Annotated in this window: 18 protein-coding genes; 7 read left to right on the top strand and 11 right to left on the bottom strand. The window is 40.9% G+C overall.

What is annotated here, in order from left to right; all coding sequences use genetic code 11:
* Nucleotides 1-17 precede the first annotated feature (17 nt).
* The 5 genes from LJE72_RS15260 to LJE72_RS15245 form a co-directional block, all read right to left on the bottom strand.
* On the bottom strand, nucleotides 18-320 hold the full coding sequence (locus tag LJE72_RS15260; protein ID WP_229248588.1) for a 4Fe-4S binding protein: 303 nt from the start codon (nucleotides 318-320) through the stop codon (nucleotides 18-20).
* Between the two features lie 15 nt (nucleotides 321-335).
* Nucleotides 336-1,346: a 4Fe-4S binding protein gene (locus tag LJE72_RS15255; RefSeq protein WP_229248586.1), complete on the bottom strand. Its 1,011-nt coding sequence runs from the start codon at nucleotides 1,344-1,346 to the stop codon at nucleotides 336-338.
* 5 nt (nucleotides 1,347-1,351) lie between these two features.
* The gene (locus LJE72_RS26300) at nucleotides 1,352-1,480 is read right to left on the bottom strand and encodes a hypothetical protein (protein WP_282437913.1); all 129 of its coding nucleotides are present in this window, start codon (nucleotides 1,478-1,480) and stop codon (nucleotides 1,352-1,354) included.
* Entirely contained in the window at nucleotides 1,425-1,577 is a 153-nt protein-coding gene (locus LJE72_RS26555) for a PHP domain-containing protein (RefSeq protein ID WP_312038936.1), read from the bottom strand. Before LJE72_RS26555 ends, LJE72_RS26300 begins: the two co-directional genes overlap by 56 nt.
* Nucleotides 1,578-2,022: 445 nt before the next feature.
* Complete coding sequence (locus tag LJE72_RS15245; protein ID WP_229248584.1) at nucleotides 2,023-2,208, bottom strand: hypothetical protein; 186 nt, start codon at nucleotides 2,206-2,208, stop codon at nucleotides 2,023-2,025.
* Nucleotides 2,209-2,451: 243 nt separating this feature from the next.
* On the opposite strand from LJE72_RS15245, the gene LJE72_RS15240 reads away from it, so the two are divergent.
* Nucleotides 2,452-3,870, top strand: a complete 1,419-nt coding sequence (locus tag LJE72_RS15240) for a Na+/H+ antiporter NhaC family protein (RefSeq protein ID WP_229248582.1) — start codon at nucleotides 2,452-2,454, stop codon at nucleotides 3,868-3,870.
* Between the two features lie 17 nt (nucleotides 3,871-3,887).
* Here LJE72_RS15240 and LJE72_RS15235 read toward each other — a convergent pair whose 3' ends face one another.
* Nucleotides 3,888-4,538 carry a potassium channel family protein gene (locus tag LJE72_RS15235; RefSeq protein ID WP_229248580.1) on the bottom strand — a complete coding sequence of 217 codons (651 nt, stop codon included), beginning with the start codon at nucleotides 4,536-4,538 and terminating at the stop codon, nucleotides 3,888-3,890.
* A gap of 15 nt (nucleotides 4,539-4,553) precedes the next feature.
* The gene (locus tag LJE72_RS15230) at nucleotides 4,554-4,694 is read right to left on the bottom strand and encodes a hypothetical protein (protein WP_229248578.1); all 141 of its coding nucleotides are present in this window, start codon (nucleotides 4,692-4,694) and stop codon (nucleotides 4,554-4,556) included.
* A gap of 246 nt (nucleotides 4,695-4,940) precedes the next feature.
* Here LJE72_RS15230 and LJE72_RS15225 point away from each other — a divergent pair, with 246 nt between their 5' ends.
* From LJE72_RS15225 to LJE72_RS15205, 5 genes are all read left to right on the top strand, one after another.
* Entirely contained in the window at nucleotides 4,941-5,405 is a 465-nt protein-coding gene (locus tag LJE72_RS15225; protein WP_229248577.1) for a hypothetical protein, read from the top strand.
* Nucleotides 5,406-5,568: 163 nt separating this feature from the next.
* Nucleotides 5,569-6,189: an RNA polymerase sigma factor gene (locus LJE72_RS15220; RefSeq protein ID WP_229248576.1), complete on the top strand. Its 621-nt coding sequence runs from the start codon at nucleotides 5,569-5,571 to the stop codon at nucleotides 6,187-6,189.
* The gene (locus tag LJE72_RS15215; RefSeq protein ID WP_229248575.1) at nucleotides 6,146-6,622 is read left to right on the top strand and encodes an anti-sigma factor family protein; all 477 of its coding nucleotides are present in this window, start codon (nucleotides 6,146-6,148) and stop codon (nucleotides 6,620-6,622) included. The genes LJE72_RS15220 and LJE72_RS15215 overlap by 44 nt, the downstream gene beginning before the upstream one ends.
* A gap of 18 nt (nucleotides 6,623-6,640) precedes the next feature.
* On the top strand, nucleotides 6,641-7,348 hold the full coding sequence (locus tag LJE72_RS15210; RefSeq protein WP_229248574.1) for a B-box zinc finger protein: 708 nt from the start codon (nucleotides 6,641-6,643) through the stop codon (nucleotides 7,346-7,348).
* A 166-nt stretch (nucleotides 7,349-7,514) separates the two neighbouring features.
* The gene (locus LJE72_RS15205; protein WP_229248573.1) at nucleotides 7,515-7,823 is read left to right on the top strand and encodes a zinc-ribbon domain containing protein; all 309 of its coding nucleotides are present in this window, start codon (nucleotides 7,515-7,517) and stop codon (nucleotides 7,821-7,823) included.
* A gap of 144 nt (nucleotides 7,824-7,967) precedes the next feature.
* On the opposite strand, the gene msrB is transcribed toward LJE72_RS15205, so the two are convergent.
* The gene (msrB, locus tag LJE72_RS15200; protein ID WP_229248572.1) at nucleotides 7,968-8,936 is read right to left on the bottom strand and encodes a peptide-methionine (R)-S-oxide reductase MsrB; all 969 of its coding nucleotides are present in this window, start codon (nucleotides 8,934-8,936) and stop codon (nucleotides 7,968-7,970) included.
* A 325-nt stretch (nucleotides 8,937-9,261) separates the two neighbouring features.
* Here msrB and LJE72_RS15195 point away from each other — a divergent pair, with 325 nt between their 5' ends.
* On the top strand, nucleotides 9,262-10,965 hold the full coding sequence (locus LJE72_RS15195; protein ID WP_229248571.1) for an acyl-CoA dehydrogenase: 1,704 nt from the start codon (nucleotides 9,262-9,264) through the stop codon (nucleotides 10,963-10,965).
* A gap of 390 nt (nucleotides 10,966-11,355) precedes the next feature.
* On the opposite strand, the gene LJE72_RS15190 is transcribed toward LJE72_RS15195, so the two are convergent.
* From LJE72_RS15190 to LJE72_RS15180, 3 genes are all read right to left on the bottom strand, one after another.
* Nucleotides 11,356-12,198 (bottom strand): DegV family protein, encoded by an 843-nt coding sequence (locus tag LJE72_RS15190; RefSeq protein WP_229248570.1) that lies wholly within the window; start codon nucleotides 12,196-12,198, stop codon nucleotides 11,356-11,358.
* Nucleotides 12,199-12,541: 343 nt separating this feature from the next.
* Nucleotides 12,542-12,883, bottom strand: a complete 342-nt coding sequence (locus tag LJE72_RS15185; protein WP_229248569.1) for a MazG-like family protein — start codon at nucleotides 12,881-12,883, stop codon at nucleotides 12,542-12,544.
* A gap of 185 nt (nucleotides 12,884-13,068) precedes the next feature.
* The gene (locus tag LJE72_RS15180; RefSeq protein ID WP_229248567.1) at nucleotides 13,069-15,348 is read right to left on the bottom strand and encodes a xanthine dehydrogenase family protein molybdopterin-binding subunit; all 2,280 of its coding nucleotides are present in this window, start codon (nucleotides 15,346-15,348) and stop codon (nucleotides 13,069-13,071) included.

The raw sequence follows: 15,348 nt of genomic DNA, 5'->3' as shown, positions 1-15,348 counted from the left end.
ATTTTTTCCCAAATAAGTTAAAAATTACGTTTTTTTAATTGAGTTGCCCTTTCCTCCTTATATTTCTGGGCTAACTGATCACGGGGGACAAAATTAAGTTGTATAGCATCAATAGGACAAACCTTGACACAATCACCACATCCGGAACACTTGTCGAAATAGCGTCCAATGATTCGATATTCATTGGGATCGCTCTCTCGTCCTTTCCAGACTTTCGTCGGACCGCACACGAAAACTACCGATGGACATACACTCAAACACCTGCGACAGTTTAAGGGATCTTTGCATAAGTTATAGTCAATGCCAATTTGAGCGATCATAAGATTCTCCTCCTTTTACCAGTTTTCGGCTAATCCCGGCAAACTCTGCCTGTCAATTAATTCGATAGCGCCACTTGGGCAGGCCGTTACACAGAGTCCGCACCCAAAACATTGATCTAAGTCTATATAAGCTTTGCTCGTGTAAACCTCAAGATTTAGAGCTTTAAACTGACACCGGCCCAAGCAACTTTTACACCCTGTGCATTTCTCTCGATCTACTTTAGCCACTGTATGGCCCTTTAGCAAAAATTTAAAGTCATAATCGATCCTGTTACGCACCGCTACACACCCAGGATACTCGCATTGGCAGAGTCCCCCAATGTAGGGTGTGCCAAATACATCAACCGTCTGAACTCTTCCTTCCTTGTGGTTCATCATTGCCCATTCTTTTGCTTCCTCCGGGGTAACGAATTCTACCCCGCCATGATAAGTCTCAGGCCAACGTTCCCACTTATACATTCCAGGTCCGATGCCCATACACGTGAAGTTTTCCTCATCAGGCATACCCCTTTGCACTCGACGACATCCGCAGGTCATTTTAGCCAAAGGATATGCAATATCCAGAATCTGAAGATATTCATCAAGGGTGACTACCTGTCCAAAATGTGTTTGATAGGCATGTTCCAAGGCTTCGCGTTTAATTTCGTCCTCCCATTCTTGATCCCCGCTGATTCTAGCCTTAACTAACTCTGCCACCACGCCGGCACCCATCCCGGCTGCCTGTGGGTCTGCATCAGCACCAGCCGCTTCTTTGCCCTCTTTGCGAACTTTATATAAACGTCTTGCATAGTTTTCCGGGTTGAGATACCATTTTTCTCCGTTACTATATTTATCACATACCCAACACATTCCGTGATACCTCCTTCTTCTTTGCCTGAATACATCCATTTTGTAAGATCTACCAGGTGCGCTTCCATTCTCAACTGGGGCATCAACTACGGTTACACAAGAGCCAACACTGAGTACACTTTGGGCGTCGCTCCCCCCGGTTCTCTTTTTACCTAAAATTTTTGTGGCCTTACGCACCGCATTTATTTCCTCCTGACTGCTTCGGCCATTAATTCAATTCCACCATAGACTTGAAGACCGCGTTCCTTGTGCAGTTTAGCCAACTCCCTTGGATCCCAAGCAATAATCATGATCCGTGATGCAGACACCATCCAAACCTTTCTGACACGCTTCGTGAATTAAGTCCCAAATGTTCATACGGCTGCAGGCCGAGCCCTGACTGGAATGCGTATGCAAATCAAACTCCATGCTAAATTTCTTCATATTCCTCCCCGCTTAATTTCGATCCTTTGCTATTACATAAGCAATTTCCATGCCAATGAATTACCATAAGACTATCTTCAGCGGATACACACAATGTTCACTTCAAATATTCTAAGTTAAAAGACACTATAAACTCTACTCGGGCGAGTCCACAACAGCTCTCGGCAATAGCTAAATATAAGTATGATTAATGAGATCTCTCGATGTTATAAGAAATAGCCACGATTGAAATCGCGGCCATTTCGCCATCCTAACATTATTCCCTGAGAAAGAATATCTGTTGCTCGCATAGAGATGGACATTGAGTGCAATTGCATAAGCAGAATAATCGGAACAAATAAGGTCTATCTTACACTTAAATTAAAATATAGACACCCTTGAAGGGTGTCTATATTTTAATTTAAGAATGTTTTACGCAAAAATTTCTCACTTACTTAGACTTAGCTAATCGGGGCAAATCCCAGAATTCCTTTTTTAACGGGACCTCATAGGTAATCTTAGTATATTGTTCTTTGTCATAAGTTTGCCCCCTTAAGAGGTCAACCAGAAAACGTTCACCACTGCGTTTGTCTTCAATAACGACCATACGACTCGGGTTGCTTGGCTGTCTTTCCAAAATAAAATCCCCTTATCAAATTAAAATTTACTCCACAAACAATAAATCCCATCTGTTACAATTCGATAAATATTTAGAGATTCCTTCTTTGAATACATTAAGAAATCGATGATTGCCACCTTAATATATGATTGCCAATTTGGGGATAATATATTAGTGAGCAAAATTCGAACAACAATTTGTTATACAATTAGTTCTTGAGAGATACATTTATAAATACTCAGAAACGGAAAGTAGGTCATAATGGAAAATTCATGGGTTTCACTATTGCCTTTTATCGTTGTCATTCCTATAGCGGTCTTAACTAAACAGGTTCTGCCAGGATTGTTTGCGGGTTTGATCCTAGGAAGTTATCTCATACAACCGGATCTCTTTGGAGGAATTACTACACTTATCTCCTATCTGATCAACAATTTGGTAAAACCCAATAATATACGTATAATTATTTTCCTCTATATGTTTGCTGGCCTCATTAATTTAACCAGGATGACTGGAGGAATTAAAGGTTTTGTTGACTTAGTAAGTCGAAAAGTAAAAACAAAACGCTCGGCAATGCTTCTTATATGGCTTTCAACAATTGGGACCTTTAATAATCCCAATTTTCGGATTGTAACTGTTGCACCTATCATGAAACTGCTGAAAAGAAGATTGCCGATTTCTACTCAGAAGATCGGTTTCATGATTGAAGTCACCTCAAATCCGGTTGTTGCGCTTGTACCTGCAGCGACTGCCTTTGTCGGATATATGGTGTCTTTGATAGGGACAGCGCTGCAGCAGGTCGGCATCAATGAATCCCCTTACAGTATCTTCATAAAAAGTATACCTTTTAATTTTTTCTCTCTTGTTATAATTGGAATAGGGATTTATTATAGCTTTTTTGGAGAAATGAGCAACCACATGCAAGGGGATATGGTTGAAGATTCTGATGCCCAGCGGGAGGAAGAAGATTTGCAAAAATGTTTGCAAGCTTATGAAAAGGAAACCCCCAGTAAGCCTCTAAATCTATTATTGCCCCTTAGTATTGTCTTAGTTATGACTCTGTATTTAAGTTGGCGAAACGGTCAGGCCCATGCAATAAATATTTTTGATGCCTTTGTTAAGGCAGACGCACTTGGGGTTATGCTTGAGGCGCTGTTCGTTACCTTACTTCTATCCTTGCTTCTTTTCCTTTTGCAACGTTTCAGCATTGCCAAAATTGTTACTCATTTCATCGATGGGGGCAATGAATTAGTCTCTGTTATCCTTATGCTTGCCTTAGTTTGGGCCTTATCCGCTGTCTCTGAAGATTTAGGGTTTTCCACCTATATTGCTTCAAATTTGATTGGTTGGATCCCCGAAACCTTTATAGCACCTGTAGTTTTTATCTTAGGGAGCTTCATAGCCTATTTTATTGGTTCATCATGGGGAACCTGGGGTCTGTTAATGCCCCTCGCAGTAACTCTCGCCCACCAAACCGGATCAAATATTATCCTCGTCATTGGTGCCGTTTTTGCAAGTGGAACCTTTGGAGCTTTCGCCTCCCCTTTGAGTGATAATTCCATAACGCTCTGCGCAATACTTGATTTGCCAGTAATGGAATATGCGCGCTTAAAGTTAAAACCATCGTTAATTGCGGCTGGCATAACAACGATTTTATTTGGAATTGCATCACTGTTTATTTGACTTAAGGCATGCCTGTATTATTCAGGTAATTTCGAAAGTGCATTCTTACTTCCAAGGATCACCAATACATCTTTTTCATCTATGACATCCTCTGCTCCTGGCGCAACAACTATATGCTCTCCCTTCTTCTTGATGGCCATGACATTAATTCCATACACAGCTCTTAGATCTAATTCTCCAATCGTTTTCTTAAGGAAACGAGAGGGAGCGGCAATTTCAAAAATGCTATAATCTGGTGATAGTTCTATAAAGTCCATGACATTTGAACGAATTAAGTTATGAGCTAAGCGTATCCCCATATCTTGTTCCGGATAAATAATTTGATCTGCTCCGATTTTTTCCAAAACCTTTCCGTGCTGAGACGATTGAGCTTTGGCAACTACAGTCGGAATTCCCATTTCTTTTAACATCAGTGTAATCAAAATATTTGCTTCTAAGTCATCCCCCATCGCTACAACTGCAACATCAAAGTTTCGCACTCCTAAAGCTCGAAGTGTCTCTTCCTCTCGTCCATCAGCCTGTACTGCTTGGGTCACATCATTCATGATGGCATGGACGGCATGTTCGTTCTTATCCATTGCTAGAACATCATGTCCTAAGTCGCTTAAGGTTTTTGCGACACTTGTTCCAAATCTGCCTAATCCAATAACTACGAATTGTCTGCGCATTAATAACTACCTCCTTCAGGCAATCAGAATTTGTTCATCCGGATATTCAAAATTTGCTTGATTTTTCTTTTTCTGAGCAAGCGCAAACGCCAAAATCAACCCTTCAAGTGAACAACCAATGACTGTTAGAAGTAGCTTTAATAAAACGAAGGACATAGTGCTCTTATAGCACAATGTATCGTCACTAATTCTTTATACTAATTATGCCTTAATCTGTCCAAAAACAATACATCTAAACTTACCCCTGCGGGACTTCTATCACTAATATGTCTAAACCAAGCTTGCTAAACCAGTATCAAAATTAAAATCGAACTTTACCAAAACCATTAAAAAGGGGTTATAGTGAAATCTGTAGAAGTAAATCTACTTATAATAAAGCAAAGTGGGGTGGTCAACATAACAATGAGCATTCTGATCGGTATCGTACCCTTAGTACTAATCATTTTAATCATCGCAAGTGTGATACGAATTAAAAAAGGTAACGAAGAATCTGCGGAAAGAGGTAATGAAATGATTAAAACCGTCTATGTTTATTTGATACTATTCGCAACGTTGATGATGACGATTGGGGGGACAGTAGCTGCTTTTATGGCTGTGGCTGATATTGTTGCTCCACCTGGTTATTATCAGAGCTTTGAGCAATATAAGATGCAACCCCAATATAAAGGAGAGGTTCCAACGCCTGCTAATCCATCTCAAACTCTAAGTGATGCAGAGTTAAAAGAGCAATACGATCGAATTGTTAATGATGAACGATCCTTAACCAAACAAAGAGCCCTAAATAGCCTAATTAAGAGCTTCGGTTGGATTATCGTTCCTCTACCGATATTTCTATATTTTCAGCGCAAGGTGAAACAACCTATTTAGCCTCTATTCTACATATAATTAGCAAGTCACCTAAAGGAAAACCTCCCCAGTCAAAAGACCGGCGAGGTTCTTCTTTTTAAATATTCAGCTAAGAATTTCATTTTAATTGAAGTATAATCCAGCATCGATACGTCTAAAGGGTAGTAAGGGCGGTGAACGGTATTTGCATGATGATGAAGCTCAAAACATCCTCAAAGGGGATGAAGAATTAATTAAATCTATCCTATCAGGAAATGGGGAGCGATATGGAGATATCGTGGAGCGCTATCAGACAGGATTATACAGGGCAGTTTATTATTATACTCAGAATGTTGAAGACGCCCGCGACCTCACCCAGGATATTTTTATCAAGGCCTATAACAATCTGGCTGGATTCAAACAGGGCTCTGCGTTTTCCACTTGGCTCTACCGAATTGCAGTAAACCATTGCCTCGATTGGTGTCGGAAGAAAAAACCCACATATGTAGAATCTTTCAGTCTGGATAATCTCTCTTCTGACGAAGACAGCCCAGAAGACTTGTTTCTACAGCAGGAGATTACCTCTGAAGTACAAGCAGCAGTCGGGAGCCTGCCGGCAATCTACAGTACAGTCCTTATCCTTTACTACTTTGAAGACTTCAGTCCCCAACAAATTGCAGACATAACGGATATACCCAAAAGAACGGTGGAAACTCGCTTGTTTCGGGGGCGAAAAATGTTAAGAGACAAACTCCAACCTAAATCTTCTGGAGGTGAAGACCATGACCTGTTATCGAAGCCGGGACAACTGGCACAGCTACGTTAAATACAGTTTGAGCGAGGCAGAACGAGACGAAATGGCTTCTCATCTAGCGCATTGCCCTGAATGCCGCAGTATCGTTGCAATTATTCAGGAGACATTAGAGAGCTTGGCAAAAAAGCAAGTAATCCTCTGTCCTCCTCTAGATATCAAAATCAACGTTATGAAGGCTATTGATAAGAATCGATATAGGGAAACCATCGTTAGCACTAACCCCTTCCACCTTTTCGAGTTAAAAAACTGGGGCGTTAGCATGATCGCAGCGGGAATCCTCCTTTTCGCACTGAACCTAACCACCTTGAGCCCTGGATCTGAAAACGGTCAGATGACCGAATTGCATACCGAGCTAGGTAAGCAAATTACTATTCCCTTCGATAAAATGAGCCAAGTTGCTAACGACGCTCTTGAAAAGATTGAATCTCTGAGATTGTCAAAATAGAAAAAGGGGGATTTACCCATGAATTGCAAATATCATCCCAATCAAGAAGCCCAAGCCATATGCGTGAAATGTAAAAATCCAATCTGCTCGGAATGCACAATTAAAGTAGACGATAAAACCGCCTGCCGCCAGTGCCTTGAACAAAATCTCAGTTTCAACCCAGCGTCAACAAATTCACCTGCGGGCATTCCTAGAAAAACCTTTCTAGAGAAATTCCTGTTTCTCTGCTACAGCCTGATTCCTGGTGCTGCGCACATGCATTTGGGCCTTTTTCGGCGTGGTCTTCAGCTGATGATCATCACTTTTGGCGGAATCACACTTATTAACTTTATCGGTTTGGATTTCCTCATTCCTTTCATAGTAATACCCACTTGGTTTTTCAGTTTCTTTGAGAGCCATCATTTAAGGAAGCGGTTTGAAAACGGGCAGGCTATCATCGATCAGGATCTCTTTGACCGTCAATTGTTTGATTATACTCCTCTTTTGAAAAATCGTCGCATGATAGGATCTACAATAATAATAGTCGGCCTTCTCAGCCTTATAAGGCAAATAGACCGATATTCATTCTTGCCTCGTCTGATTGGAAACTGGGATTATTACAACTTACTTAGAGGGAGTTTAATTCCACTCTTGCTTATCTTAGGCGGTATTTACCTAGTTATCAAAGCGACCCGTCCACAACCGCCCAAGGTGATATCAGACCCCGAAATATCAGAAAATCCATAATCCCTAATTAAGGTATCCATCGATCAAAGTCTTAATCACAAGCATGTCTAATAAGAAAACAAAACTTTGGTTATACTCTATATTATCGGTGTGTGACATCAGGCAATAATATTGCAGATCCCCTGAACACGACGATATCCACTAAGAACTAAAGAGGTGTTTATTTATGTTTAATGACAAGATTTTGACTTGTCGGGATTGTGGCCAAGAATTTGTTTTCTCCGCGTCAGAACAAGAATTCTTTGCAGAGAAAGGGTTTACGAATGAACCCGGAAGATGTCCCCAATGCCGTGCAGAAAAAAAGGCTCAGAATCGTTCTTCGGGCGGATATAACAATAACCGTCAAGAACGGGAAATGTTCCCTGCCACCTGTGCTACATGTGGAAAGGAAACCACAGTTCCGTTTCGACCGTCTGGTGAGAAGCCGGTGTATTGTCGGGATTGCTTCCACCCCGCCCCGCGTAACAATTGGTAGACATCCATATATTAAAACCTCCCAGGTCAAACCGAGGAGGTTTTTCTCTTTTTCTGATCTTTGCATGCATATTAGCACAATTCTTCGGAACACTGGTCGAAAGGCCCAAGAGGAATAATGAATCGATTGAGTTATTTACGTTCTTTATTTAAACATTTCACAGTAGCTTCCATAACCCTCTTCGACTAGTACTTCTTTAGGAATAAACCGCAGGGCTGCAGAATTGATACAGTAACGAAGCCCAGTTGGCTCAGGACCATCCTCAAAGACATGCCCAAGATGTGCATCCGATTTTGCACTAACAACTTCAGTTCGCTTAATTGAATGACTAAAATCAGGCTTTTCCTTTATCTCTTCGGGCCTGAGAGGTTTCGAAAAGCTAGGCCACCCACACCCAGAATCGAATTTGTCTTGAGAGCTGAAAAGAGGCTCCCCAGAAATCACATCAACATAAATTCCTTCTCTGCCATTATTCCAATATTCATTTTGAAAAGGAGGTTCTGTACCTCGTTTTCGAGTAACTTCATACTGTAACGTTGTCAGTTTAGATTTCAGCTCCTTTTCTTGTTCCTTTTCTTTATCCTGACTCCAATGTTCATCGAGAAACGTATCCCGTCCTGATCCTTGTCTGTAGGCACCGTATCTTAACGGAAACTTCTTATAATAACCCTGGTGATACTCTTCAGCGGGATAAAATGTCGCAGCTGGTATAATTTCCGTTACGATAGGATTCTGGAATCTCTTGCTTTTTTCCAGATTTTCTTTAGACCCCTCGGCAAGATTCTTCTGTTCCTGATTATGATAAAAAATGGCTGTTTTATAGGCTTGCCCTAGATCAGCAAACTGTCCTCCTGGGTTAGTAGGGTCAATTTGTCTCCAAAAAACCTCTAATAATTGAGTGTAAGACAACAAAAGTGGATCAAAGGTAACTTGTACCGCCTCATAGTGCCCTGTCTTTTTAGAGCAAACGTCCTCATATGTAGGATTTTCTAAATTCCCGCCAGTATATCCTGACTCCACTTTAACAATGCCAGACAATTCTTCAAACGGTTTGACCATACACCAAAAACAGCCTCCTGCAAAGGTAGCAAGTTGGAATTCGTTATTGTTCATAATTTCTTCCTCACATTCTCTCCAAAATCATCTTCGCCACTTTAGTTATTAATAGGCATATAATCAGTTCAAATTAATACAAATTAGAGTTATTATCAGAACCCATTGTTAATTTATCAAACGATTCTCATATGCTATTATTTGATAAATCACGATAATCATACCCCTTATTAAGTTGATAGGTCTGATTGGAAAGGTTTAAGCTAAGGCGCCGACTGCTGCAAGATACGAAAATGTTACTTTACATTCTCGGTATTTATGAGATAATTATGATAATTGATGAATGGTCATTCATTATATCAATAAGAAGAAAGGTGTGAGGTTGGTGTCCCTCTTACTTAATCCACAAAACTATGAAAGTCCGCAAAAAGATTCTCATTCAAAGGAAATAATGGAGAAAACTATTGCTTTTTTTGAGGAAAAAGGGCTCAGAAGCATCAAAGAAGATGACCAGGCAAGTCGATGGTATACAGATTTCTTAAAACTTATTAAAAAAGAACAAATTTTTTCTACTTTATTAACGCCGGCAGGATATGGTGCACCTGACTCACGATTTGATCTAAGTCGAGTCTGTGAATTTAACGAGGTAAGTGCATTTTATTCATTGTCCTATCAGTACGCCTACCAGGTTTCCATTCTTGGACTTGGACCGATTTGGATGGGAGATAATGAAAAAGCCAAACACTTAACGGCCGAAAAACTAAGAGAGGGTGCTATCTTTGCGTTCGGATTATCCGAAAAGGCCCATGGTGCAGATCTTTACAGTAATGAGATGTCATTGTCTTCGACTAGCGAAGGGAACTACCTTGCTAACGGTGGAAAATACTATATAGGTAATGCCAATGAAGCAGCACTAGTATCGACTTTCGCTAAATATAGGGACTCTAAAGATTACGTATTTTTTATCGTCGATAGTCAACACCGCAACTACAAATTAATTAAAAAAATCTCAACTTCTGGGGTTCGTACCGCCTATGTAGGAGATTACGAACTGATCGATTATCCAATCACTCAGAATGAGATTCTATCAAGTGGGCCTTTAGCTTGGGATTCTGCCCTTTCTAGTATTAACATTGGCAAATTTCAATTAGGATTTGCTTCTATAGGTATTTGTACTCATGCTTATTATGAAGCTTTGAATCACGCCTCAAACCGTGAATTATACGGTAATAAGGTCACTGATTTTCAACATATCCAGAAAATTTTCACTGAATCCTATGCCCGACTGATTGCCATGAAGTTGTATGCCTTAAGAAGTTTAGATTATTTCCGTTCTGCCACTGACAACGACAGACGTTATTTACTCTTTAATCCCATACAAAAAATGAAAGTTACTACTCAGGGGATGAAAATTATTGAAATGCTTCTCGATGCTATTGCTGCCAAAGGATTTGAACAAGACACATATTTTGAAACGGCCATCCGCGACATCGGTATGATCCCTCGCTTGGAAGGGACGACTCATGTAAATATTGCCCTCGTAATTAAGTTTATTAACAACTATTTCTTTAATCCTCAAGAATACTCCATTATTCCCAAACGGGACGATCTTGCAGACGATTCCTATCTATTCCGTCAAAAGGCAGGGAAACTTGCGTCTGTCCGTTTTCCAGACTACCGTTTGGCCTACGAAGGAATTCAAGTCCCCAATGTAACTATTTTTCAAGAACAAATTGAACTCTTCCGTTCCTTCTTAGAACAAGCCAGCCCTAATCAGGAACAGCTAAGAAATATTGACTATATGCTCGCCTTGGGTGAAATGTTTACTTTAATTGTTTATGCCCAGCTGATCTTGGAAAACTCCAAAATCCATACTATTTCTTCCGCCTTACTCGATGAAATTTTTAGCTTTATGGTTCGTGACTTTGCTCAATTCGCCTTAACTCAGATTTCAAATTATAACAATTCTAATCAACAAGAAGATTTCTTAAAAGCCATGATGAAAAAGCCTAACTTAAATCCTGCTGCCACTCAAGCGCTTTGGGAGGCAGAGGTTAAGCCTTTAGCAGGTACCTATCAACACGCTTAAGCTTAACCCTATTTGATTCTACGCAGTTTAGTCTGGCTCTTTGTTCTTGATAAAGGATAGACTTTGGGTACACTTTGTTTTTGTCTCTTCTCTGATTTGAGACGACGGTTTCTTGACCAAAAACCCACCGATACTATAATTACCATCGCTAATGTCAGTGTCAAATAGCCCATTATGTAGCACTCACCCTTCCAACGAACAATATATTAGTTAATTATATGCCAAGGCCAATCTACTCAATTCCAAGCTTATTATCATTGTTTAAAGTATTCTCTTCCTAAATTATATTGCCAAGGATTTTTAAATAGTATCATAAATAAAACTTATCTAGCGCCAACTGATTAGTATGAAAAGAACCCTTGAGATTTTATCCCATGGGTTCTTAGTTTTTCACTCAAACTGAATAGCGGCTCCCACCGTTCCCGGCCCAGTGTGCACCCCTATAACTGGCCCCACCTGAGTAAAAACCGTTGTCTGAAGTTGAAAGGCATATTCTAACGCTTCCTTCAGATATGTTCCAGCCTTATGTGCAGCACCGTGAGCTACTACCAATCGGATTGGTTTCCTGCCTTTAGTTACGTCTTGATAAGCCTGAATAACACTATCTAACGCCTTCTTCTGACTATGCGCTTTTCCATAAGTTTGATATACCCCGTCATCTCCTACCCGGATGATTGGCTTAATATTCAAGAGCGAGCCCATGAAACCTTGAACCCTCCCGATACGCCCCCCCTTTTGCAGGTACTCCAACGTATTTAAAGTGAAAAGCGTTTCGATATTTTTTCTGGCCTTCTTAAGGTTCTCAAGAATCCATTCGGTATCTTGACCCTCTTTAATATTCCTTGCAACTTCCATTACCATTAGTCCTGCACCCAGGCTAATGGTTTTTGAGTCTACAAGGTGGATCCTTTCTTTGAACTTCTCCTTGGCCAGATATGCAGCATTAAATGTACCGCTCAAAGCAGAAGATATATGCACGGAGATAACTTCTTGATATTCCTCTAGCAACTTACTGTATAAACAGCTGAACTCTTCCGGAGTTGGTTGTGATGTTTTTGGAAGTATCTTATCTTCCATTAAACGTCGATAGAAGTCTTCACTTGTAAGCTCCCCATCAGAATACTCCTGCTCCCCAAACCTTACTTTAAGTGGGATTACATGAATCTCAAAATCCTTTTTAACTTCTTCCGTTAGATCAGCTGTACTATCTGTCACCAGGGCAATCCTTTTCATTAGAAACCCTCCGTTTTATAACATTCCATCTATCTTCAACATTCGGTAAATTCCGATGAATTCCTCCACTCCTATGAAAGAAATTTTATTTGAAACAAAAAAAGGCTGAAAGAATGGTATCTCAGCCACTATTTCTGCATTGCAGTTATGCACATTTCAATTTAAAAGGTGAATAATGAACCTTCTTCAATCAATTATATTGCCAAGTTATCTTGAAAAAACACGAAACATTTCGCGACAAAATCAATGTAAATCATTGGTTTCGTTCTTCCTATATAGCAAAAAAACTATTCCGGAACAATACTCAAATTACCTTCCGAAAAAAGATTGAAAACTTAGACCCTTAATCACAATATCCCTTATACCGGAGTTTTTCTATATGCTCTTTCAAAATCGCTTCCAAATTAATGCCATATTGCTCTTCTAAAACAAACATCATTGTTACTGCTGTCTGAGCAACATCTACCAATTCTCGAGCCACCATCTGCATAGCTTCCTCTTCTTTCATCCGCTGGCTCTCTCCACTGAGCCCTCTAAGTTTACCAATTGCTTGAGCCAGCTCACCGGATTCTTCCATGATTTTAAGAGCTGTACTTTCCAGGGAGGGGCTCAAACGATTCAAACGTGGAAGAGTTACGGTTTTTGAAGCGAGCCGTTCTTTGCTAAATGTATTATTTTCAGTCATTTCACCACGACCTCTCGGCTTATCTTATCTATCACAGTATACATTATTATGGATATGCAAATCGACAGAAACAACAAAAAAGGACATTTTTAGATACTTCAGCAGGCCTAAGACTCCACTGTGTATCAAAAATGCTCTTTTTCCATTATATCTGGCGGTTGTAACTTCCCCCAGTCTCTTATGGTCTATAGTTTCTGCATTCCTAAGAAAACTTTTTCCGGAGTAATCGGCAAATGATTCTCTCTAACACCGACAGCATTATAAATCGCATGAGAAATGGCAGGCGGCGGAGTATTAGCCACCACTTCTCCAATTGATTTTGCCCCAAAAGGTCCCGTGGGTTCGTAGCTTTCTTCAAAGGCTATTCGAACCTTCCCGACATCCTTGCGACTGGGAATTTTATATTGCATAAAACTGTTCGTAGCCATCTTTCCTATCTCATCATATCTTACCTGTTCATAGAGGGCCATTCCGATTCCTTGAGCAATCCCTCCTTCGGCTTGAATACGCGCAAGATTTGGGTTAATCACTGTACCGCAATCTATGACTGCCACATAGTCAATTAAGTCTACTTTTCCAGTCTCTTGATCAACTTCTACTTCAGCAAACCCTGCAATATATGGCGGTGGGGATACTTCACACCCCTGCGTAGCATAACCCACTAACTGAAGTTTTCCCGTACCCAGGATGGTAAGTTCAGCTAGCTTAGCAAAGCTTATTTCTTGATCCCCACTTAAAGTGCGGACTGCTAAGCCATCGAATTCGACGTCTTGAGGGCCAACCCCTAAAATTGCTGCACTCTGTGCTAGTATTTTCATTTTCAACTCTTCTGCAGCCTTTACTACTGCCCCTCCCGCAACATAGGTAGTACTGGAAGCATAAGACCCTGGGTCATAGGGAGAAGTATCCGTATCTCCGGCATGGACAATGATCTTCTCCATGGGAACTTCTAAGATCTCTGCCGCCATCTGGCTGAGAATCGTGTCACAGCCCGTTCCCATATCCGTAGCCCCAGTGAGCAGAGTGAAATTCCCATCATCATTTAAGCGAATTTCAGCCGAGGCCGTCCCGATATTAGCAATCCCTGAGCCTTGCATCGTGATCGCCATCCCTACCGCTCTCACTTTATTGTAACTGACTACCCGACGCGGGAATTTTTCCTCCCAACCAATCAGCTCTTTACCCTTGGCAATACAGCGATCTAAGGTTGAACTGCCTAACATGACTCCCTGCCCGGTAAGAAAAGTTTCCCCAACCTTACTGATATTTTTAAGGCGAATTTCCGTGGGATCCATCTTTAATTGTTCAGCTAACCTATTTACAGTCGATTCCAGGGCAAATGTACCCTGAGTAGCTCCATATCCTCTAAAAGCCCCGGCTGGCATTTTGTTAGTGTATACGGCCTTCCCGTCAAACCGTACTGCTCTTGTTTTATTATAAAGCGGGAGAGTGTAATGCCCTACACAACTTAAAACAGTCGGGGCATGCTCTCCATATGCACCAGTGTCCGATAAAACCTGCATATCGATAGCTCTAATAAAGCCCTCTTGGTCTGCACCTAACTTAACCTTTAATCTCATGGCATGACGGCTTGTTGTAGCGCTAAAGGTTTCTTTTCGATCATAAATGATCATCGCTGGTTTTCCTGTTTTCAAAGTTACAAGGCCGGCAAATACATCCCCTGCCCCGGTTTGTTTTCCGCCAAATCCACCACCGATTCTAGGCTTGATTACCCTGATCTTACTTGCAGGGATCTGTAAAGCTCTTGCCAACTGCCTTTTAATATGAAAGGGGACCTGTGTAGAACTGACTACGATTAACCTCCCTGCATGATCCAGATAGGTAAAGGCCCGATAGGTTTCCATCATAGTATGGGCTTGAGCTTGTGGATAATAGACATCCTCTACCACCACAGCACAACGTTTAAATTCTTCGTCAACATCTCCAACTTCTTCATGAGAGGAAGATGTGATATTGTTTTCCTTTTGCAGTCCAATCTCAAAGTTACAGCTTAAGTCCTCTTCAGGATGAACGACTGAAGGATGCCCTATGGCCTGCTCAAAATCTAAAACAGGCTCCATCACCTCATATTCAACCTTAATTCTTTTCATAGCCAAAAGCGCAGTTTTTTCGTCTACCGCCGCTATAATAGCCACTTCATCCCCTATATAGCGCACAATCTGATCAAGGATTAGACGATCGTAGGGTGACGGTTCAGGATAAGATTGACCAGCTAAAGTAAATCGAGCGTTCGGGACATCCTTAAAGGTCAGGACACATTGTACACCCTCTAAAGACTCCGCTTTGGAAATGTCTATTGACGTAATCTTGGCAAAAGCGTGTGGGCTTCTGAGGATTTTTACCACTAAAGCATTAGGCATAGCTAAATCCTCAGTATACACAGGTTTGCCCATGGCAATTGCCATTCCATCTATTTTTCGAATGCTTTGTCCGACATTTTCCAT

The organism is Desulfosporosinus shakirovi, from assembly GCF_020595055.1.
GTDB lineage: Bacteria > Bacillota > Desulfitobacteriia > Desulfitobacteriales > Desulfitobacteriaceae > Desulfosporosinus > Desulfosporosinus shakirovi.
Note: the sequence above shows the minus strand (reverse complement) of the source record. Positions and strands in the feature narration are given on the sequence as shown.